The sequence below is a fragment of the Rummeliibacillus sp. SL167 genome (genome assembly GCF_007896505.1).
GTDB classification, from domain to species: domain Bacteria; phylum Bacillota; class Bacilli; order Bacillales_A; family Planococcaceae; genus Rummeliibacillus; species Rummeliibacillus suwonensis.
The window spans coordinates 291,731-310,814 of sequence record NZ_VCBM01000002.1 but is presented as its reverse complement, the minus strand read 5'-3'; the positions used below and the strand labels follow the sequence as shown (position 1 = coordinate 310,814).

General features: G+C 35.7%; 21 protein-coding genes. 8 read left to right on the top strand and 13 right to left on the bottom strand.

Translation table 11 applies throughout. The features are described 5' to 3' along the window. The first annotated feature begins 158 nt into the window (after positions 1-158). The 4 genes from FEZ13_RS12870 (at position 159) to FEZ13_RS12855 (ending at position 3,474) form a co-directional block, all read left to right on the top strand. A complete protein-coding gene (locus FEZ13_RS12870; RefSeq protein WP_146553030.1) occupies positions 159-950 on the top strand; it encodes a TatD family hydrolase in 792 nt (263 codons plus the stop codon). Between the two features lie 514 nt (positions 951-1,464). Further along, the gene (locus FEZ13_RS12865; protein WP_146553029.1) at positions 1,465-2,475 is read left to right on the top strand and encodes an NAD(P)/FAD-dependent oxidoreductase; all 1,011 of its coding nucleotides are present in this window, start codon (positions 1,465-1,467) and stop codon (positions 2,473-2,475) included. 173 nt (positions 2,476-2,648) lie between these two features. Continuing rightward, entirely contained in the window at positions 2,649-2,894 is a 246-nt protein-coding gene (locus FEZ13_RS12860) for a ferredoxin (RefSeq protein ID WP_146550095.1), read from the top strand. Between the two features lie 163 nt (positions 2,895-3,057). Further along, on the top strand, positions 3,058-3,474 hold the full coding sequence (locus FEZ13_RS12855; RefSeq protein WP_146553028.1) for a DUF1284 domain-containing protein: 417 nt from the start codon (positions 3,058-3,060) through the stop codon (positions 3,472-3,474). A 335-nt stretch (positions 3,475-3,809) separates the two neighbouring features. Here the strand turns inward: FEZ13_RS12855 and FEZ13_RS12850 are convergent, their stop codons facing one another. Beyond that, complete coding sequence (locus tag FEZ13_RS12850; protein WP_146553027.1) at positions 3,810-4,889, bottom strand: NAD(P)/FAD-dependent oxidoreductase; 1,080 nt, start codon at positions 4,887-4,889, stop codon at positions 3,810-3,812. A gap of 238 nt (positions 4,890-5,127) precedes the next feature. Between FEZ13_RS12850 and FEZ13_RS12845 the strand changes: the two genes are divergently transcribed. Further along, the gene (locus FEZ13_RS12845; protein WP_146553026.1) at positions 5,128-5,307 is read left to right on the top strand and encodes a hypothetical protein; all 180 of its coding nucleotides are present in this window, start codon (positions 5,128-5,130) and stop codon (positions 5,305-5,307) included. 440 nt (positions 5,308-5,747) lie between these two features. Here FEZ13_RS12845 and yidC read toward each other — a convergent pair whose 3' ends face one another. Further along, positions 5,748-6,512: a membrane protein insertase YidC gene (gene yidC, locus FEZ13_RS12840; RefSeq protein WP_146553025.1), complete on the bottom strand. Its 765-nt coding sequence runs from the start codon at positions 6,510-6,512 to the stop codon at positions 5,748-5,750. Positions 6,513-7,295: 783 nt separating this feature from the next. On the opposite strand from yidC, the gene FEZ13_RS12835 reads away from it, so the two are divergent. Next, positions 7,296-7,931, top strand: coding sequence for a PepSY-associated TM helix domain-containing protein (locus tag FEZ13_RS12835; protein WP_146553024.1), 636 nt, complete (start codon positions 7,296-7,298; stop codon positions 7,929-7,931). Between the two features lie 250 nt (positions 7,932-8,181). On the opposite strand, the gene thpR is transcribed toward FEZ13_RS12835, so the two are convergent. The 11 genes from thpR to FEZ13_RS12775 all read right to left on the bottom strand — a co-directional run bounded on the left by thpR (position 8,182) and on the right by FEZ13_RS12775 (position 17,366). Further along, positions 8,182-8,751, bottom strand: a complete 570-nt coding sequence (gene thpR, locus FEZ13_RS12830; protein WP_255473163.1) for an RNA 2',3'-cyclic phosphodiesterase — start codon at positions 8,749-8,751, stop codon at positions 8,182-8,184. Between the two features lie 675 nt (positions 8,752-9,426). Continuing rightward, positions 9,427-10,020, bottom strand: coding sequence for a TetR/AcrR family transcriptional regulator (locus tag FEZ13_RS12825; RefSeq protein ID WP_146553023.1), 594 nt, complete (start codon positions 10,018-10,020; stop codon positions 9,427-9,429). A gap of 306 nt (positions 10,021-10,326) precedes the next feature. Then, positions 10,327-10,659 (bottom strand): hypothetical protein, encoded by a 333-nt coding sequence (locus tag FEZ13_RS12815; protein ID WP_146553022.1) that lies wholly within the window; start codon positions 10,657-10,659, stop codon positions 10,327-10,329. A 241-nt stretch (positions 10,660-10,900) separates the two neighbouring features. Next, entirely contained in the window at positions 10,901-11,284 is a 384-nt protein-coding gene (locus FEZ13_RS12810; protein ID WP_146553021.1) for a retropepsin-like aspartic protease, read from the bottom strand. Then, positions 11,265-11,540, bottom strand: coding sequence for a hypothetical protein (locus tag FEZ13_RS12805; protein ID WP_146550103.1), 276 nt, complete (start codon positions 11,538-11,540; stop codon positions 11,265-11,267). Before FEZ13_RS12805 ends, FEZ13_RS12810 begins: the two co-directional genes overlap by 20 nt. A 278-nt stretch (positions 11,541-11,818) precedes the next feature. Then, positions 11,819-12,622, bottom strand: a complete 804-nt coding sequence (locus FEZ13_RS12800) for an ABC transporter ATP-binding protein (protein ID WP_146553020.1) — start codon at positions 12,620-12,622, stop codon at positions 11,819-11,821. A gap of 15 nt (positions 12,623-12,637) precedes the next feature. Next, the gene (locus FEZ13_RS12795; RefSeq protein WP_146553019.1) at positions 12,638-13,672 is read right to left on the bottom strand and encodes a taurine ABC transporter substrate-binding protein; all 1,035 of its coding nucleotides are present in this window, start codon (positions 13,670-13,672) and stop codon (positions 12,638-12,640) included. 11 nt (positions 13,673-13,683) lie between these two features. Further along, positions 13,684-14,460 carry an ABC transporter permease gene (locus FEZ13_RS12790; protein ID WP_146550106.1) on the bottom strand — a complete coding sequence of 259 codons (777 nt, stop codon included), beginning with the start codon at positions 14,458-14,460 and terminating at the stop codon, positions 13,684-13,686. 14 nt (positions 14,461-14,474) lie between these two features. After that, positions 14,475-14,897 (bottom strand): GNAT family N-acetyltransferase, encoded by a 423-nt coding sequence (locus FEZ13_RS12785; RefSeq protein ID WP_186725906.1) that lies wholly within the window; start codon positions 14,895-14,897, stop codon positions 14,475-14,477. A gap of 227 nt (positions 14,898-15,124) precedes the next feature. Further along, a complete protein-coding gene (ssuD, locus tag FEZ13_RS12780) occupies positions 15,125-16,174 on the bottom strand; it encodes an FMNH2-dependent alkanesulfonate monooxygenase (protein ID WP_146553017.1) in 1,050 nt (349 codons plus the stop codon). A gap of 301 nt (positions 16,175-16,475) precedes the next feature. Next, positions 16,476-17,366 (bottom strand): LysR family transcriptional regulator, encoded by an 891-nt coding sequence (locus FEZ13_RS12775; protein ID WP_146553016.1) that lies wholly within the window; start codon positions 17,364-17,366, stop codon positions 16,476-16,478. 122 nt (positions 17,367-17,488) lie between these two features. Between FEZ13_RS12775 and FEZ13_RS12770 the strand changes: the two genes are divergently transcribed. Both FEZ13_RS12770 and FEZ13_RS12765 read left to right on the top strand, forming a co-directional pair. Next, positions 17,489-18,703 carry a YbfB/YjiJ family MFS transporter gene (locus FEZ13_RS12770; protein ID WP_186725905.1) on the top strand — a complete coding sequence of 405 codons (1,215 nt, stop codon included), beginning with the start codon at positions 17,489-17,491 and terminating at the stop codon, positions 18,701-18,703. Positions 18,704-18,705: 2 nt separating this feature from the next. Further along, positions 18,706-18,909: a tautomerase family protein gene (locus FEZ13_RS12765; RefSeq protein WP_146553015.1), complete on the top strand. Its 204-nt coding sequence runs from the start codon at positions 18,706-18,708 to the stop codon at positions 18,907-18,909. Positions 18,910-19,084 lie beyond the last annotated feature (175 nt).

Here is a 19,084-nt window from a genome sequence, read left to right as displayed (position 1 = left end):
CTCGCAAAAGCCATCCACCTTTAAAATAGAATGAATCACAGAGATTGAAACAAGGCCTTCCATGAAAAAGTCTATTTAATAACGATTGGTATACACACTCGATGTAATTCACTAAAATAGAGAGGGATCATCTAAAGAACTATTAGGAGGAAATTTGGATGCAGTCATTCATAGATATTGGTCTTAATTTAACAGATAAACAATTTACAACAGATCGAGCAGAGGTCGTTGAAAGAGCCATTCAAAACAATGTTGGTCAAATGATTGTTACAGGTTCGAATGTAAAAGGAAGTAGAGAGGGGCTACAAATTGCCAAACAATATCCCCACGTACTTTTTTCAACAGCAGGAATACATCCTCATGATGCTAGTGAATTCCATCAGGGTTCTATCAATGAACTGCGGCAGCTAGCCAAACAAAAGGAAGTCGTAGCTATTGGGGAATGCGGACTAGACTTTAATCGAATGTTCTCTCCTCAAACCATCCAAGAACAATGTTTTGAAGCACAACTAGATTTAGCAAAAGAAATGGACATGCCTCTCTTTTTACATGTTCGAGATGCTCATGCACGCTTTGTTGATATGATGAAAAATCATCAAGATCAAATTGAAAAATCAGTTGTTCATTGTTTTACAGGAGATAAAACTGAAGTAAAAGAATTAATAGAAATGGGCTTTTATATCGGTATTACCGGTTGGATCTGTGATGAAAGAAGAGGGAAAGAACTACAAGAAGCTGTACAATACATTCCGCTTGATCGACTAATGGTTGAAACAGATGCCCCTTATTTAATTCCTCGAACATTGCAACCAAAACCCAAACATAGAAGAAATGAACCTGCCTATCTTCCGCATATTGTAACTGAAATAGCGAAATATATGGGCGTTTCCCCAGAAGAAGTAGCAAAACATTCCACTGAAAATACGAAACGATTCTTCCGTTTGGGATAAAGTGAATCTTCCCGCAGTAGGGGGGGCCATTATCCCCCTACTTCTCCTCCTGCTTTTCTCTTTCATCTTTAAGTGGGCTTACTGCCTGTTAACATGGGGTAAGCCTGCATTATCCGCATTTTTATTTGCCCTTCTCGCACAACCACTTTATGTAAATGATTAATGTATTTTTTATTTACACATTATTGAATGAATTTCACGGTATTTTCATTTTCCCTCATTAGAATAATCCATATAAAGCAAGTGAGTAGCCCTTATAGATTACTTTCATCATACAAATCTTGCTGATCTATTCATAAAAATAAAAACAAAGCTTTGGCATAAAATATCGTTGATCTCTGCCAAGAACTTATCTAAATGGACTTTTTGCCTTAGTTTTTAACTATTTGTTGTATTTCCCTTTTGGTAATTTTGGGAAATGGCCTAGATCCTAGATGAAATTCTAAACGAATCATAACAGTATGGTTAACAGATCCAAAATAAAAAATAGATATCCGATAAGGAGCGTGTGCAAATGTCACGAAAGGATCAAGTTTTTGATATCACTATCATTGGAGGAGGACCAATAGGATTGTTCACTGCTTTTTATGCTGGAATGAGACAACTATCAGTAAAAATGATTGAAAGTCTTCCACAGTTAGGCGGACAATTATCGGCATTATATCCAGAAAAATATATTTATGATATTGCGGGTTTCCCAAAAATCCGTGCTCAACAACTTATCCATAACCTAAAAGCACAAATGGAGCAATTTACACCTACCATTTGTCTGGAACAATCTGTTGAGCATATTGAAAAGCAATTTAATGGTATTTTCCAGCTAACGACAAATACTGAAGCTCATTATTCAAAAGCCATCATAATCACAACTGGCAATGGTGCATTTAAACCCAAAAAATTACAGATTGAAGGAATAGAAAAATATGAAGGTCGCAATCTGTATTACTTTATTGATGACCTAAACAAATTTGCAGGACAACAAGTGGTCATTTTTGGTGGAGGTGATTCAGCCGTTGACTGGGCTTTAATGTTAGAGCCGATTGCTAAGCATGTCACATTAGTACACAGGAGAGAAACATTTCGCGCTCATGAACAGAGTGTAGAAAAATTAAAAAATTCGACAGTTGAAATGGTAACACCGTTTGCTCCAGTTGAACTAATTGGAGAAGATGAAATTGAACAGGTCGTACTTGAAGAGGTGCGGGGAACTAGGAAAATGACCATAGATACAGATGCTGTGATCGTCAATTATGGATTTGCTTCCTCCCTTGGCTCTATCAAAAATTGGGGACTAGAAATTGAAAATAATTCAATCGTTGTCAACAGCAGATTAGCGACGAATATAGAAGGAATATTTGCAGCGGGAGACATTTGCACATATGAAGGCAAGATTAAGCTAATCGCAACTGGATTTGGGGAAGCACCTATCGCTGTCAGTAGTGCAAAAGTTTATATTGATCCCACTGCAGATATGCAAGCACTTCATCTTCATAGCACGAGTTTAATGAAAGGAAAAACAATATGATAGATGCTAGTGAAATTTAACAGAGAAGGTATTCTTTATCTCCCCTGTGTGTTGATTAACCAATCGATACCTTACAGGCAGTTGTACCCTCACCTATCTCTCGTTTCTCTCTAAACCTTGAGGTGGGGGTCTTACTGCCCGTTAACGCGAGATAAAAATTAGGAGGAAAAATCATGAAATATACAATTGTTAATAAAGAAACCTGCATTGCCTGTGGCGCATGCAATGATGTTGCACCTGAAATTTTTGGACACGATGTCAAAGGAAACTCTCATGTCATATTAGATAATAATCAAGGAACTACTGCAGTACCAGAAAAACTTTACGATGATCTCGAAGATGCTTATGAAGGATGTCCAAGTGAATCTATTAAAATAGCGAACGAAGCTTTTTATGGAAATGCAGAAAAATTTGACTAAACTATTCTCCTACACTGAGAGGTTTAAAACTCTTTTGGCACTTCCATGATAATTTTAGAAACGGTCACTTTTTATTGATTCAATATGTTATGATAAAAAATAATAGGTTAATCAATTATTTTATTTAGTTAACTAAATGTCTGATTCAGCTAGGAGGAAAATTATGTATAGGTTGCGAGGACATCATATTTTTTGTCTTCTAGGTTATCGGGGAATGGGCTATTCTAAAGAATATGCTGAAAATATGACACGTTTATATCAAACTTTGAGAGTCAACCCAGAGACATTCGTCCAGCTTGTCAATGGACCAGATCAATTATGTGAAAAGTATCCAAATAATGGGGAATATCATTGCCAAGATACCAACATCTATGAAAGGGATGCTGTGATTCTGGAGAAGATAGGGTTAAAAATTGGTCAAGTTTTAAGATGGAAGGATATTGAATTACACATTCAAAAATCTGTTATCCCTTCAGATATTCAAACAATCTGTAAAACCTGTTCTTGGCGTTCTTACGGATATTGTGAGGAAGGAATTCAATTAATCGTGAACGGACAGGGCTTAAAAAAAATAGAATAAGTTCTCTACCCTTTTGTAAAAAGAAACCTCTCTTTTGTTTTGAACAAATGGAGATGGTTTCTTTTAGTTTTTATCAAATGAATTTACATACAGTGAGGGTTTCCTTCGTCCCCCACTATGCATGAATTGAATTCATCAAGCTGTTACAATTGATTCCCCTACTTATTGAGTGTTGGTGTGATAGAATTGTTAACGCGAGAACAAAAGTGGATCGTTTATGTTGAAAGAAGCGTCCTTTGTTTACTATACGACACACTATAAGCTATGAAATCAACTAATATTTAGATTTCAAATGGAAAGGAAATCATTTATGGATCACTGATCACGCAAGATGATTACTTTTGAAATACTTTTGGCATTAGCCCTTTGAGAATGGCAAATTTTTTAAACGCACCTGCATGACCATTTAAAAAACCAAAATCACCAATTGATTTATTGGTATGGCGTACCATTTTCACAATACCGTCTAATACACCTAGATTCATAGAATACACTAAATCCGCAAGATCCTTTTCACCTTTTAACTTATCGCCTAATACCCGATCAATCTCTGTTTCATAAGCTTCCACATTGTTAGCTGCAATACATTGAATCGCTAATTGACCAGAAATACATGCATTATCAATTCCTCCACCATGTAATGCAGAAACTAAACCAGCTGCATCTCCCGTTAAGATGATATTGTCATAAACTAATTTTTCAGGTCTTACAACAGGACACATACCACCAAATTTTCTTGTTTTTGTGTAAGTAGATAATCCTTCTTTTTCAATGATCCGTTCTAGCTCTTCCCATGGTTTTAAATGATTCTCACTAAAGAAGATCAATCCTACATTTGCTTCGTTATTTGATTTTGGGAAAATCCAATAATATCCATCATAATGTTCTTCCAGTGCCGCTTTTATACTTCCATATCGATCACTAAAATCACCCAATAAGGTATATTGAACGGTAATACCTGATGTTTCTTTATAAAATTGGTTGAACTCATATACTTTTGAGGTAACAGATGGGACCCCAGAACTATCGATCACCCAATCATAGTCATGCGAAAGTTCCTTTAGTTTTTCTTTAGAAACTGGCGAATTTTCATATATATGCACACCTAATTCTCTTGCTTCTGCCGCCAATCCAATTTGCCATTCGCGTCTATCGATCATCCAAATATTTGTTTTTTCATCACATGGAAATACATAGTCTTTTTTGATTTCAAGTTCTATTTCTTTTACTTTGAACCGAACTCCATATTTTGGTTCGCCTAGTATATTTAATGTATCAAAAAATCCTTCTGCACATCGAATATGGTCTCCAATATTGTATTGATCATATAAATCTATATATAATCCTTTCTTTGCCCCATCGATTGCGGCCATCAACCCTGCTGGTCCTCCACCAATAATTGCAATTTTTTGCATAAACAGTCCTCCTTCAAATTATGATTAATTTAATTTTAGCACTTCTATCAAACTTTGCTCTTACACATTTTTATAAAAATAATTTTTAATGGAATCGCTACCTATTGCTAAAATTATTCTCAAACTTTCTTAAATATGTTTCAAGATCAATTACGCCCTCGTGTAATTACGTCTGGAGCTTCTCGATCTTGCCCGAAAACTCCTCTTCAGAATCCTATCCACGGGAAATACTCTATCCATGGGGAATGATCTTCTATCCACGGAGGAAGGGGCTTTATCCACGAAAGTGACTCTTCTATCCACGGAAAAAGAGATTCTATCCATGAAGTTGTTTCTCCTATCCACGGAAAAACGAATTGTATCCACGAACGAGAATATTTACGTCACCGATTGCTTATTTAGAACTCCAAACATTTGAAGTTTTTTCCAAAAAAAATAAAGAGCAATCAGAGTTTTTGCCCTCGTTTGGGAGCTGTTGATTGACTCAAGGCTTCAATTAGAAACAAGTGGAACACAAGGTTTTTCCCTCGTTCGTTCGAGAGTTGTTGATCCATTAGGATGCGGAGACCTAAAAAATAGAGTACGGAATACTGATTTAACAACATTCCGCGCTCTTTTATGGATATATTTTTCTGCTAGGCTCATTTGAAATATAGTTGATCCATTACAAGTGAGATTAGCCGTTGCTATATCTTAGTGCTCCTTGTTTGCTAAAAGCTTTGCTCCTACCGTTTCACTTTCAAAGAAAACAACCATTGTTTTCTCGTTTTTTCTTAATGGTTGCCAACTTTCTCTTGTCAGGTGATTGATTGAAAAGGCATCCATCTCCTATAAAAAGACTTCTCGAACAATCTATCATCAGCTTTGAACCTCATTTGCTACTTCATGCTTAGAATAAAGTTTGATAGCGATCAATTGTTGCACAATCAAAAGTACTGCACTTGTTGACCAATATAAAGAGAGCGCTGAAGCACTATTTAAACTAATAAAGCCAATCATTATAGGTGAGATAAATCCTATATATTTCATTTGCTTACGCTGACTCTCCTTTAAGGTTCGCAGAGAAAAATAAGATTGCAAATAATACAGAAGACAGGCGATCAAAGTAAGAACAATGTCTGGCGTTCCTAAGTTAAACCATAAAAATGGCTGTGATGCAATGGTTTGATCATATCGAATGGCATAATAGAGACCCATTAAAAGCGGTGTTTGCAGCAAGAAAGGTAAACACCCTCTGGTAGTAATAGGCATGTTATTCATATACAACTTCAACAACTCCTGCTGATACTCCATCTTTTTGTCCATGTCATCCGTCATTTTGATTTTTTCTTGTAAAGAATCATACGTCGGTTTTACTTGCACCATTTGCTTTTGCATCTCTTTTTGCTTTTTCATTTGATGAAGCATAAAGGGCATTAGAAGTAATCGAATACCACAAGTAATTACAATGATTGCCCATCCATAGCTTCCATGAAAGTTTTCCGATAAAAAATGAATAATGTGTTCAACAGGAATGACAAATAATTGAAAGAAAATATTAGAATCCGCACTATCTGTATTTGTACAACCAGATAATACGATAGATATGAATAGCGAAAAAATGATAAATCCAATTTGTTTCATATACGAATCTCCTTCTATTTTTAGTAATTATCTAAAAATAGAAGGCACTATGCGGTTTATCATCATGAAGAGTCGAGAAATAATGACATTTAATCATCCAGTGAAGAAATGGCACAAACCATAAATTTGAAATATGAACAGGGCATTCATCGTAATGGGCTTCACCTTTAGGTTCTTGTATATCACCTAAAAAAGTCCCATTATTCATCAGTAAACCAATGTAGACCAACAGCCCACAAAGGACGATGAAGCTAGATATACACATATATAGATATATGCTATCCATTAAACTTAGATAAATATCGATCTTCATCATCCCTTTCCTTTATCGAATCGTATGTATGTTTATAACCAATAGATACATGTGAATAGTTGCTGATACTGGATCTATCCATATTCTTCTCTGATGATTCTTTTCTATTTCAAGTCCAGTACATTCGTATTTCGTCCATTCAGCGTTCACAATCAGCAAAATCTCCGCAACACTAAATAGAGATGTAAAAAACAAGTGATCGCTTCAACAGCGTGAATGAAGGATTGTCTTCAGCCCATTTCACTTGTTTTGCTGATCCGATCGCTTCAACAGCGTGAATGAAGGATCCCCCATTTTGGGAAGTTTCACTTTATTTACGTATGTATAAACAAATTTGTTTCATTTATTTTTCTAATTATCAATAGGGATCATTTTTTTCTAAAATTTTTTAATATCTTCATTCAAACTTCACAGTCATTTTATAGAATAGTATCATTCCCTAAAAATCTTTGAATGTATAGGAGGAAAAAATGAACAAAGGATTATACAATCGTTTTTGGCGATGGCATTTTTACGCCGCATTATTTATCACACCACTATTGCTCACTTTAACACTTAGTGGTATTGGCTACTTGTTTTATCCCAATGTAGAAAATAAAGCTTATGATGATTATTTCTTTGGAAAGAGTGCGCATACTGAAAAATTGACGATCGATGAAGGAATAGAAAAAGCCAAGGGGCAATTTAAAGGCTATTCCGTATCGAAAGTCATCGTTCTTAAGGACCCTTATAATACACGCTTAACAATGGATGACAGAAATGGCGACGAAAAATATGTATTCTTAGATGACAATTATCAAATCGTCGGAAGTCAAAATGCAAAATATACATTTTCGAATGTTATGAGAAATTTTCATAGTTCCTTATTTGTTGGTGGAACAGTCGTCAATTATTTAGTAGAATTGGCCGCTTGTTGGGCTATATTCCTACTATTTTCAGGTGTTTACATGGCTTTTAAAGGAAAGGCATGGAAGAAAAAACAAAATGCATCCCATCATCAAAAAAATAAAAAATGGCATGCCCTTGTTGGGACAATTATTACGCTCCCAATGATCATCATTATTTTCACGGGTCTAACATTGAATCTAATTTTACACAAAATATAGGACTTGACTCCTCTTCAAAATCCAATCCATGGGAAATACTCTTTTATCCACGGGAAATGGCCCCTTATCCACGGAAGAAGAGGTTCTATCCACGAAGGTGACTCTTCTATCCACGGAAAAAAGAATTGTATCCACGTACGAGAATATTTACGTCTTCAATTACTCATTTAAAGGCTTAAATTAATGGAATATTTTTTAAAAATAGAGAGAAAACAGGTGTTTTTCCCTCATCTGGATTCTATAAAGTTTATCAACTCCTTAAAGAAAGCGTTTCAATCGGTTCATATTTTGGGATTTTATCGATATCTGTTCTATACAATACGACTTTATTGGCTAAGAACGATAAGGGCTGATCACGAAAAGGATTCCATTTTTCTAATAACGCCGTATCAAATTCCTGATCTCCTATCCAATTTCTTGCTAATGTAATATGTGGCTGATAAGAACGAGTTTCCAATGTGAATCCAGCTTCCTGGCATTTTTGATGAACCATTCTTTGAAGCTGAAATAGACTATTTTCATGATTGACTGCACTCCAAAAAATTCGCGGTGATTTCGTATTTCCAAAAATATGAAGTCCTTGGATCTGCAGCTGAAAAGCTTTTTGATCTTTCAGCGCATTACTAACTAGATCGATAACCAAATGCTGCCTCTGTTCATCCATTGATCCAAGAAAAGCAAGGGTGATATGATAATCACTCATATATACCCACTTCTTAAAAGGAAAGAATGGTTGAATCCTCTTCATCTCTCGATACATATTTTCTTTTATGACTTCTGGTAATTGAACAGCCCAAAAATAATGTTTTGTATGGTTCACCTTATCCCTCACCCTTCATTAATGGATGCCAAGCTTCAAACTTCTATTTCATTCACCGTATTCATACTATTTTGGAAAGCTTCATATTATATCACGCGTGTTGATGATCCAATTTTCTCCATAAAGATAGGGAAAATTCGTTGATTTCCGCTACGGCTTGCACGACTCATGCGGGCGAGCGCTGAGCCGCTTCCTTCGCTACGCTCGTGCAGGGTCTCAACTGTCTCGCTTTTCCCGCGGGAGCATCGCAGAGATCTAATGTGCATCAAATAATGGCAATAGAGTTAATTCATTTCCAATTAGCTTTAGCGTAGCGTACACTAACATTGTTATTTATTTAAACAAATGGAAATATCAAACTAGTTCTCACTCTATCTTGGCCAAGAAAAAATTTTTTTCACACGAAAAAACTCTAGCAAACGTTGATATAACAACATTTTAAGAGGGAGTCGAGCAAGCCGCAGCGAAGATCTACATAAATGGAACGAAAAATACATGTTTTTTTAAAAATTATATCAAAAATATTTCCTAATTTCTTCCTAATCAACACGCCTGATATTATATATTTTTATCTTTAACATCTAAATTTTCAAAAAAGGATTTTATTAGTTGATCCTTCCCTATCACTCTTAAACCATCTATCCTGATTTTTCCCTTCTCAACATACCTACTAACTTATTTCACTACCTTCATGATCATTTTTGCTAAATCATTTTTATAAGATTGTATATTCAATTTTTGATCATTCATCAACATACTTTCAGAGATAGCACCTTGTATCATAACAGAAATATTTTTCACATCAAAATCCGTAAATTCTTTTGTTTCCTGTCCATAACGTAAAATATCTTGTAAAAAAATATATAATGGATCTTCCTCATCATCTGACAATTTGTAGTAAGGAATATTGTCTTCTGTACGTGCATTAAAAATAATTTCGATCAGCGCAACATTATTTTGTTTATAGGTGGCTTGATAAATGACCAAAGCATCAATAAAAGCAACCAATTGATCATACGCTTTTTTCTTTGTTGAAACGCTCTTTTGGATATATTCAAATTGTTTTTCTAATAGATAAGTTAATGTATGGTTGATCACATCTTCCTTATCTTTAAAATGATACGAAATCAAACCTGTACTGACTTTTGCCTTCTTCGCAATCTTCGCAAGGCTTATATTGACATATCCAATTTCATCGAGTGTTTCAATCGTTGCTTTTATAATTTGTTCTCTTCTTGCTTCTGCTATAAAGGATGGTTGATCCCCCATATTAATTCCTCCGTTTATCTGCTATTTCCTTCTCCTCTTTAGTTTATCAATAATCCACACAATTCCAATAATAAAAAGAACAGATAAAGTGAAGCTTCCATCAGTGGGGTTTTCTTCAACCCCCACTGATGGTTAGCTGAACCAATCGGGCTTTTACGGGCAGTTGATTCCCCACCCTATCTTTCTCGTTTCTCTCTAAAACTTGAAGTGGGGGTCTTACTGCCCGTTAACGCGGGATAAAATAATTACATCAAATTTACTCGGATAATTTTCGGTAAACTGCTGAAGTGGTTTTGGAAGACTTCCTTAGAAAATAGAAGTAATAAACGTTTTAATGACTTTAATCAATAGCACTACAAGTTGAAGTATCAATAGGATTGGCAATAAAGTCACACCACTAACAAACCATTTCCAAGATAATTCTTTATGAAAAAGATAAATAATTGTGGAACCTAAAAACAGCATTATCATGATACTAAATATTACGATTCTCATCCATTGTACAAACCCCAATGATTCTTGATCAAAAAGATTATTAATATAAGCAGCCGCTATTGTTGCCAAAATCATGTTGATGATTGGGATTACCAATTGAAGCCACCGAGGAAGGTTTTTATAGCCATCTACTTTCTGCTCCATTTAAAAGCACTCCATTTTTGATTAATCATTTTTTATTTTGATCGTTCAATCAAATTTTAATATTACAAAATGGTGAAAGCAAGAAGCCAACAGTAAAGTAAAACCTTATATAACTTGAGTTGTAAACAAAAAAACATCAAAAAAGTCAATTCAGCAATGCCAAATCGACTCTTTATATCGCGTAAGAAACTTTTTCATGTGCTTATAAAATTTAATTTTCATACGCTGCCCATTAATTTTGTTAGATCTTTTTAATTTCCATGTTCTTAAAGTCAATCATTAACTGATGTTTGACAAAAAAATCACTGCCAATGATTCCATCGAATCCATACATATGCCGGATATCCCCTAGTTGAATAGGAAAGTCTTCCAATTCAAGATCACTGATCCAAAGGCTCTCTACATTTTGTTCAATACAAATTTCAGTGCCTCCAACTCCGTACATTCTCCTTGTTATGGCATTTTCAAGATCCAATAATAGACCGATTTCCTCAACTAAATCTGTATCTAAAATAGTAGAAGCACAGCCAGTATCAATCAAAAGATTATCAAACCTCATTCTCCTGTCATTATATGCAATTTCCGCAGACACTATGGGTAATCCGTCATCCATTATAAACTTCATTATTTTGGTGAACTCCTATAGAAGATTGCTCAATTACTGTTGTTTCTTCATTATTTGTGTGAAAAATATATAATTCACGATTCTGATTATCACCATGTAATTTTTTATAAACTTTCCAAGCGGCATTTCCATTATCAAAGTCATCGATCACTGACATATCTTCTATCTTTCTCTGATTACTCTTCGTTTCAGCCTGTAGAGCCTCCACAAGGACACAACGATTCGGAAAATGTTGACGAACTTCTGCCCAGTTCATTCCATACGCCTCCGCTCTTTTCATGATTGTTTTTTATGATTATATCATGTTGGTGTAGATATAGAAAAATCAACCATATATTTTTGAGAAATTTAGCAAGCGCATCAAAAGTCCATCTATAAGAATAATTGTCTCATTGCTAGCCGATTTTCACACTATTTTTTCTAATTAACACACTTGTTAATAGAATGAGCTATTGGACATTTTTAAAAGGTTCTGAATTCATCTTCCAAATTTTTCTCTAAGAATTACTTCACATATCCAAATCCTAACCTTATCTATTGCTCAAGTTTCAGAATAAGTTTATGTCTGAATTCTTTATAACCATCTAGTTCTCGACAATCAATATCATTGTTGCTAACGAGTGGATTTTTTTCATCTAATACAATTCTGCCTGGCTTGCCATTCAAAACAATTATTCGGCTTCCTAATGTTATTGCTTCATCCACATCATGTGTTATAAAAAAGATTGTTTTATTGGTTTGCTGCCAAATATGACGCAATTCGTTTTGCAATGACTGCCTTGTAATAGAATCAAGCGCACCAAAAGGTTCATCCATTAAAATAATTTTTGGATTAGGAGCGAGTGCTCTAGCTATGGAAACTCTTTGCTTCATTCCTCCGGATAGCTCATGAGGCAATAGGGTCGCCGCTTCCTTTAAACCGACAATCTGAATATATTGTTCTACTATTTTTTTTCGTTCAATTTTAGATATTTTCTTCATTTTTAAACCGAAGCTGATATTTTTTTCGACCGTAAGCCATGGAAACAAATTTGCATGTTGAAACACTACGCCGATATTGGGCCCTGGTCCAGGATGTGGTTGTTCATCGATAAGAATATTTCCAGCAGTTTGTTTTTCATATCCTGCGATGATTTTCAAAAGAGATGTTTTACCACAACCGGAAGGACCCAGTACACAAACAAATTCGTCATTTTGAATATCTAAATTTATATGGTCCAGCACTGTTCTAGTTGATTTTTTTACGCCATACACCAACTGTATATCGCGAAGTTGAATCAATGTTTTATCTCGTGACATTTCATTGGTTCGTTCAGATGGAGCAATCACCAAGCCCATTCACTCCCTCATTCATTACTTTCCACTATAAATAGCTTCTTGATAAGCTGATAGTTTTGGATTTGATGTAATTATTTTTTGGTCTACTAGGAATTTTCCTGTATCTTCTAAAACCTTTGCTAAATCTCCTTTTTTATCTTCTGTGCCAAGATATTTTGAAGATTGTTGTTCTTTTGAATTGATCCAGATTAATCCTTTGATTTGATTTAAAGTTTCAGTTTCATCAACGCCTAATATAGTCGTTAATGATTGTGCTACTTCTTTTGGATTTTCTTTATATTTTGCAATGGCTTGATCTAAGACATCTTTATAATCTGCTATAAATTTTGGATAATTTTGCGCAAACTTTTTGTTAACGATGCCAAGGTCTGCTGTGATGATTCCTTTATCTGCTAATGTTTTAGATGTCGTTAATACTTGACCGTCTGTATTTTCTATCTTGCCTAATGTAGGATGCCAAATATACGCTCCATCTATATCGCCACGTTTCCATGCAGCCAAAATATCTGGTGGCTGCATATCTAAAATTTTCACTTCATTTTGATTGATGCCATTACTGTCTAAAGCCTTTAGTAAACTAAAATGAGCTGTAGAGCCAAATGGGACTGCTAAACGTTTTCCCTTTAGGTCTTTGAAACTTTTAATCTTTAGATTTTTTTTCACCACTAATGATTCTGCTTCACCTATCACATCATGAATATAATAAATTTGATATGGTAAGTTAGTTGCAATCCCCGTTACAACAGGGACAGTTCCTGCCAACCCTAAATCAATATCGCCTGAAGCCATAGCTGTATTTACATCGCGGCCAGATTCGAATTGAACCCATTTCACTTTTGTATTCGGAAACTTTTTTTCTACTAATTTAAGTTCTTTCGCCAATAATTCCGCATTGGGAATGATTTGATAACCAATTGTCACTTTTTCAGGATAATCTGCTGTTCCACTCTCTTTTCCCTCTTTGTTGCCATTACTACTTTTTGTGTTTGAACAAGCACTCATAACAAGCACTAACACCAATATAAATACTATGAAAATATTCTTTTTCATCAAAACACTTCCTATTCTTTCCCTTTCCAAGGTACTAATTTTTTCTCTAAACTTCTGACAACTGCATCTAATAGCATTGCCAAAATAGCCATTATAAAGATGCCCATTATCACATAATCACTTTTTAAAAATTTACTTGCATCAAGCACCATCCATCCCAAGCCTGTAGTTGCAGCTACCATTTCCGCAGCAACCAATGTTGTGTATGTAAATCCAATTGCTGTTCGAATGCCAGTGAATAAATCTGGTAACGTAGATGGAAAGATTACTTTTGAAAATAGATTCCATTTATTTGCTCCAAGTGAATAAGCAACCCTGACTCGGTCCTGTGGAATTTTTTGAACACTCGACATCGCTGCAATATAAAGTGGCGCAAACGCTGCTAAATAAAGTAATGCGATTTTTGAAACATCCTCAATCCCTAGCCATAAAACAAGCAGTGTGTAATAGGCCAGTGGTGGTAATGGTCGGTAAAATTCGATAAAAGGATCTAATATCGCACGTATCCACTTTACTGAACCGCTCAACAACCCCAATGGAATGGCTGTTATAAGTGCCAATAAAAAAGCTGTAAATAAACGATATAAACTATCAAAAACATGAGAAAACAACGAGTTTCCCTTGTAACCATTTTGTACAACATCGACAAAAGCTTTCCAAACCGAAATAGGAGAAGGAATAAACACTGGGCTTACAAGTTTAAAATGTGTAATCAATGTCCAAATAAGGAAAAAGATAAAGATAGATACTAAGGAAACTAGTTTTATTAGATATTTTCTTTCTCTCATCTTGTCGCCACTTTCTAAAGTTTTCGCTCTATTACGTATTTTGTTTTTTTAAATCCTAATTTTTCAGTATAAAAACGAATAGCATCGACTCTCTCAAATTTTGAACATAAAACAATGCTACTGCATTCTGCTTCATTCGCAGTATGCTCTAAATATTCCACCATTCTTTTTCCATAGCCTCTCGACCGATAATTTTCATCACAAACTAAATCATATAAGTACAAATGTTTCCCATCATATAAATTAAACGCAATAGAAATTCCTGCAATTGCTACTAACTTGCTATGATCATACAATCCAATCAGCTTATACCCGCCATCAAGCATATGTACAATCAAAACCTCAAAATCCTCTTTTATCAAAAAAGGATACAGTTGCTGCAATAAAGGAAAATATTCATTTTGCTGTTGTTGGATATCTATTTCTTGAAAAAACATCTTCATATGACTCCTTTATCCCGCTTTAACGGGCAATATGTTCCCCATCTCAAGATTGAGAGAGAACCGACAAAGATAAATGGGGGATCAACTGCCGCATGCATCCGATTGATTTGGGCGGGCAGTATGTTGGGCCCTCAGGTGTTGCCACAGGACGTGGCGCTTTTCACTTAAGTTCCTCTAGTTCAGTGGGTGATGAAGAAACCCCACACTGATGGAGTTTCACTTTATCTCTTTAAATACGGGAATAATAGATCAGCTACTCGATGTGCCTCTTCTAGATGTGGATAGCCGGACAATACTACCGTGTCGATCCCAAGTGCTTCATATTCACGAATACGCTCAGCCACGATTTTAGGATCTCCCACTAGTGCTGTACCTGCTCCCCACCTCACCAATCCGATGCCTGCCCAAAGATTTGGGCTAACTTCTAGTGAACGCTTCGAACCCTGATGCAATGCCGTCATACGTTGCTGACCAACTGAATCCTGACGTGTCAAAACTGCCTGTGTTGCTTGTATAGCGTCTTCTTCAATGTTCTCTGCTAATTTTTCTGCTGCTTGCCAAGCCTCTTCTTCTGTTTCACGAACAATGACATGCAAACGAATACCAAAACGAACCTTTCTGCCAATCTTTTGTGCTCTTGCACGAACATCTGCAATCTTTTCCTTTACTTTTTCAGGAGGTTCTCCCCATGTCAGATAAACGTCTATATGCTCTGCTGCAATATGATGAGCCATTTCTGAAGACCCTCCAAAGTACAACGGCGGATATGGTTTTTGGACACCAGGATATAATAAGGATGCTTGATCGATATCAAAATATTTTCCTTTGTAATCGACACTTTGACCTGCCATCACACCTTTCCAAATATCTAAAAACTCAGCCGTTTGCTCATAACGTTCATCATGATCTAGATGAAGTCCATCTCCTGCTAACTCAACTGGATCTCCACCTGTTACTATATTGATGAGCAAGCGACCTTCAGACAAGCGATCGAATGTCGCAGTCATACGTGCCCCCACTGTTGGAGATATATGGCCTGGTCGTAAAGCAACTAAAAATTTTAATTTTTTGGTATATGGTATAAGAGATGAAGCAACCACCCAAGCATCTTCACAAGTTTTCCCCGTGGGTACTAATATACCGTCATATCCACGTTCATCTGCTGCAATCGCTATTTGTTTCATATATCCATAATCGACTTCACGTTTACCTTTTTCCGTACCAATATATCGCCCATCACCTGATGTCGGCATAAACCATAGAATGTCCATTAAAATTCCTCCTTTAGTTCAGTGGGCGCTTGGTACCTACTGATTGATTCATATTCATCTCATTATCTATTGAGATGGCATCTTTTTATGACTAACATTTTACTTTCGCTCCAAGGGTATTTGCTGAATGAAAATAAAAAAAGACCTCCTAATCAAAAGATTCAGGAAGCCTTTAGTTGTCTAATCAGCTTATTATTATTCTACTAATAGTATTTTATATTATATAATTCTTATAGGTCAAGTATGTTTTTGAGTTTTTATTATTTAAATACTGAACAGTTTAAAAAATCATATTCTAATTTTAAATAGTGATAATCGATTTTTTCATCATGTTTTCATTTAACACATCTAATAATTTTATAAATGCTGTACTCATAAATTCATTTTTTCTATAAATAAATACCGTTTCTACGGTTGAAAACATGCTTGGAATAGAATGATATCTGATCTTTTCATGTTGGACATATGGCTCAACAGTCGAAAAAGGCAGCAAGCTGATCCCAAGACCAGCAGATACACAACCAAGAAGCGCTTCCAATGTACCAAATTCCATCGTCTTATTAGGTACTATCCCTTCCTGATGTAGCCATTGCTCCAGTTTGGCCCGATAAGAGCAGCCCGAACGAAATACTAGAAGAGTTCGATTCTGAATATCTTTAATCGATGACAAAGGGGGATGGACGGTATCGGTTATAAGTACCAGTTCTTCCTCTACCACTGTCTGCTGGATAAGATCAGAATGTTCAACAGGGCCAGCTACAAATGCCCCATCAAGTTCATATCTCAAAACCCCTTGGATGTTTTCTTCAGTAGGTCCAGTCTTTAATGTGAGCTCTACCTCCGGATAATCATGATGATACTTTGAAAGTAGGGATGGTAAGCGGACAGCAGCAGTCGTTTCCATAGATCCGATAATGAGAGGGCCCCTTGGTATTTGGTGGTCTTTCATCACTTTGCTCGTTTCATCTATAAGACGAAATATTTTTTCTGTATATGCTAATAATACTTTCCCTTTAGCAGTTAAGGTAACGCCTCGGTGATGTCGAAAAAATAGAGTCGTTTCAAATGATGTTTCCAATTGTTGAATACGCGTAGTGATATTAGATTGAGCATAATTCAATTTTTGTGCAGCCTGAGAAATACTCCCAAGCTCTGCAACAGATTTGAAAATTTTCAAAGCTTGTAAATCCACTGAAATGCCCCCTTTTTTTGTGCTATCTAAATAACTGATAGCAGGTATCGGTTTTATGTATTATACCATATAACAAAAAAAGGCTATTATAGATTTGTAAAATTTTTAAAGGAGGTGAATATTTGGATAGAAAACCATTTCTTTTTTTAATTGGTGGGATATTGTCTTTAGTCATTGCAATGGGAATTGGCCGATTTGCTTATACGCCTATTCTCCCGTTGATGCAAAATGACCTCTCTTTTTCAAATGCAGTTGCTGGTTACCTGGCCACCAGTAATTATGCAGGATATTTATTGGGAGCCGTTTTAGCAGGAGTTATCCCACTAAAAAATCATCGGGCGGTCTCCTTAAGATTCAGTCTAATCGTTAGTATTATCACTACTGCATGTATGGGCATATTCCATTCTTATTTTCTTTGGTATGTACTACGTTTTCTTTCAGGTGTAGCTAGTTCTTTTGTCTTTGTTTTAGCTTCTAGTATCGTACTAGATCAGCTTGCTGCTAAAAATAAGACAGACTGGTCAGGACTTTTCTATGGAGGAGTAGGAACAGGAATCTTTTTAACCAGTTTAATCATTCCCTCTTTAGATCGTGCATTCAAATGGGAGGGTGCATGGATAGGATTAGCCATTATAAGCGCCATTTTCACTCTTTTTGTATGGATTTGGTTAAAAGATGACTCTCCCATTGCTGTTTCAAAAACTCAACAAGATGTTGCTATACAGGTTCCCCCCACAAAGTGGATTCCTTGGCTCATCATAGCTTATGGGCTAGAAGGATTAGGTTATATTGTCACGGGCACTTTTATCGTATCCATTGCAGAGAAAACATCCAGCTTTGATGGCAATGCTACTCTAGTTTGGTTAGTAGTGGGAGTGGCTGCAATCCCTTCATGTATCATTTGGTCATCTCTTGCAAAAAAATGGGGATTTATAAAATCTTTAATAGTTGCAATGCTATTGCAATCGATTGGGATCGCACTACCTGTTTTTCTAATCTCTAAAAATGGCTTATTCATAAGTGCTTTATTATTTGGGGCTACATTTATGGGGATTACTACACTTGCCACAACACTTGCCCGTCAAATGAGCCCATCAAATAGCAGCAAGATCATAGGATATCTTACTGCCATTTATGCTATAGGACAAATGGTTGGACCAGCTATTGCTGGTGTTTTATCATCCTACACCAAAAGCTATAATTCTGCTTTAATAGGAGCTTCCAGCGTAGTTTTAGTCGGTGGCTTATTGCTGCTAAGCGGCATTCAATTTGACAGAAAAACAGGCAATGAAAATCAGCCTATAAACTATGAAGAATTACAGGGAAAGAGGGAATAAATGTGCCATATGTAAATATTAAAATTACAAATGAAAATGTTACGCCGGAAAAAAAAGCCTTACTGATTAAAGGTGCAACTCAATTATTAGTAGATGTGCTTAATAAAAACCCCAATACAACAGTAGTCGTTGTTGATGAAGTGAATACAGATAATTGGGGTATCGCTGGAGAAACCATCACCGTCCGTAGACAAAATGGACAATGATATAAATAACTATTCGTCCATAGACGGACAATATCATAAGGATCCGCCCCCTAGCATTGAAAAGTGAAATTTCTATTGATGTAGATTTTCTTTTCATCACCACTGATAGTAAAAGGAACACAAGCCCAGATCACTATTTTCTGTGACAATGTCTGTGTTTCGGAACTAATCGAGT

Coding starts and splice junctions, on each gene's coding strand:
- FEZ13_RS12870 (WP_146553030.1), top strand. CDS start 159: ATGCAGTCATTCATAGATATTGGTCTTAATTTAACAGATAAACAATTT.
- FEZ13_RS12865 (WP_146553029.1), top strand. CDS start 1,465: ATGTCACGAAAGGATCAAGTTTTTGATATCACTATCATTGGAGGAGGA.
- FEZ13_RS12860 (WP_146550095.1), top strand. CDS start 2,649: ATGAAATATACAATTGTTAATAAAGAAACCTGCATTGCCTGTGGCGCA.
- FEZ13_RS12855 (WP_146553028.1), top strand. CDS start 3,058: ATGTATAGGTTGCGAGGACATCATATTTTTTGTCTTCTAGGTTATCGG.
- FEZ13_RS12850 (WP_146553027.1), bottom strand. CDS start 4,889: ATGCAAAAAATTGCAATTATTGGTGGAGGACCAGCAGGGTTGATGGCC.
- FEZ13_RS12845 (WP_146553026.1), top strand. CDS start 5,128: ATGGGGAATGATCTTCTATCCACGGAGGAAGGGGCTTTATCCACGAAA.
- yidC (WP_146553025.1), bottom strand. CDS start 6,512: ATGAAACAAATTGGATTTATCATTTTTTCGCTATTCATATCTATCGTA.
- FEZ13_RS12835 (WP_146553024.1), top strand. CDS start 7,296: ATGAACAAAGGATTATACAATCGTTTTTGGCGATGGCATTTTTACGCC.
- FEZ13_RS12825 (WP_146553023.1), bottom strand. CDS start 10,020: ATGGGGGATCAACCATCCTTTATAGCAGAAGCAAGAAGAGAACAAATT.
- FEZ13_RS12815 (WP_146553022.1), bottom strand. CDS start 10,659: ATGGAGCAGAAAGTAGATGGCTATAAAAACCTTCCTCGGTGGCTTCAA.
- FEZ13_RS12810 (WP_146553021.1), bottom strand. CDS start 11,284: ATGAAGTTTATAATGGATGACGGATTACCCATAGTGTCTGCGGAAATT.
- FEZ13_RS12805 (WP_146550103.1), bottom strand. CDS start 11,540: ATGAACTGGGCAGAAGTTCGTCAACATTTTCCGAATCGTTGTGTCCTT.
- FEZ13_RS12800 (WP_146553020.1), bottom strand. CDS start 12,622: ATGGGCTTGGTGATTGCTCCATCTGAACGAACCAATGAAATGTCACGA.
- FEZ13_RS12795 (WP_146553019.1), bottom strand. CDS start 13,672: ATGAAAAAGAATATTTTCATAGTATTTATATTGGTGTTAGTGCTTGTT.
- FEZ13_RS12790 (WP_146550106.1), bottom strand. CDS start 14,460: ATGAGAGAAAGAAAATATCTAATAAAACTAGTTTCCTTAGTATCTATC.
- FEZ13_RS12785 (WP_186725906.1), bottom strand. CDS start 14,897: ATGTTTTTTCAAGAAATAGATATCCAACAACAGCAAAATGAATATTTT.
- ssuD (WP_146553017.1), bottom strand. CDS start 16,174: ATGGACATTCTATGGTTTATGCCGACATCAGGTGATGGGCGATATATT.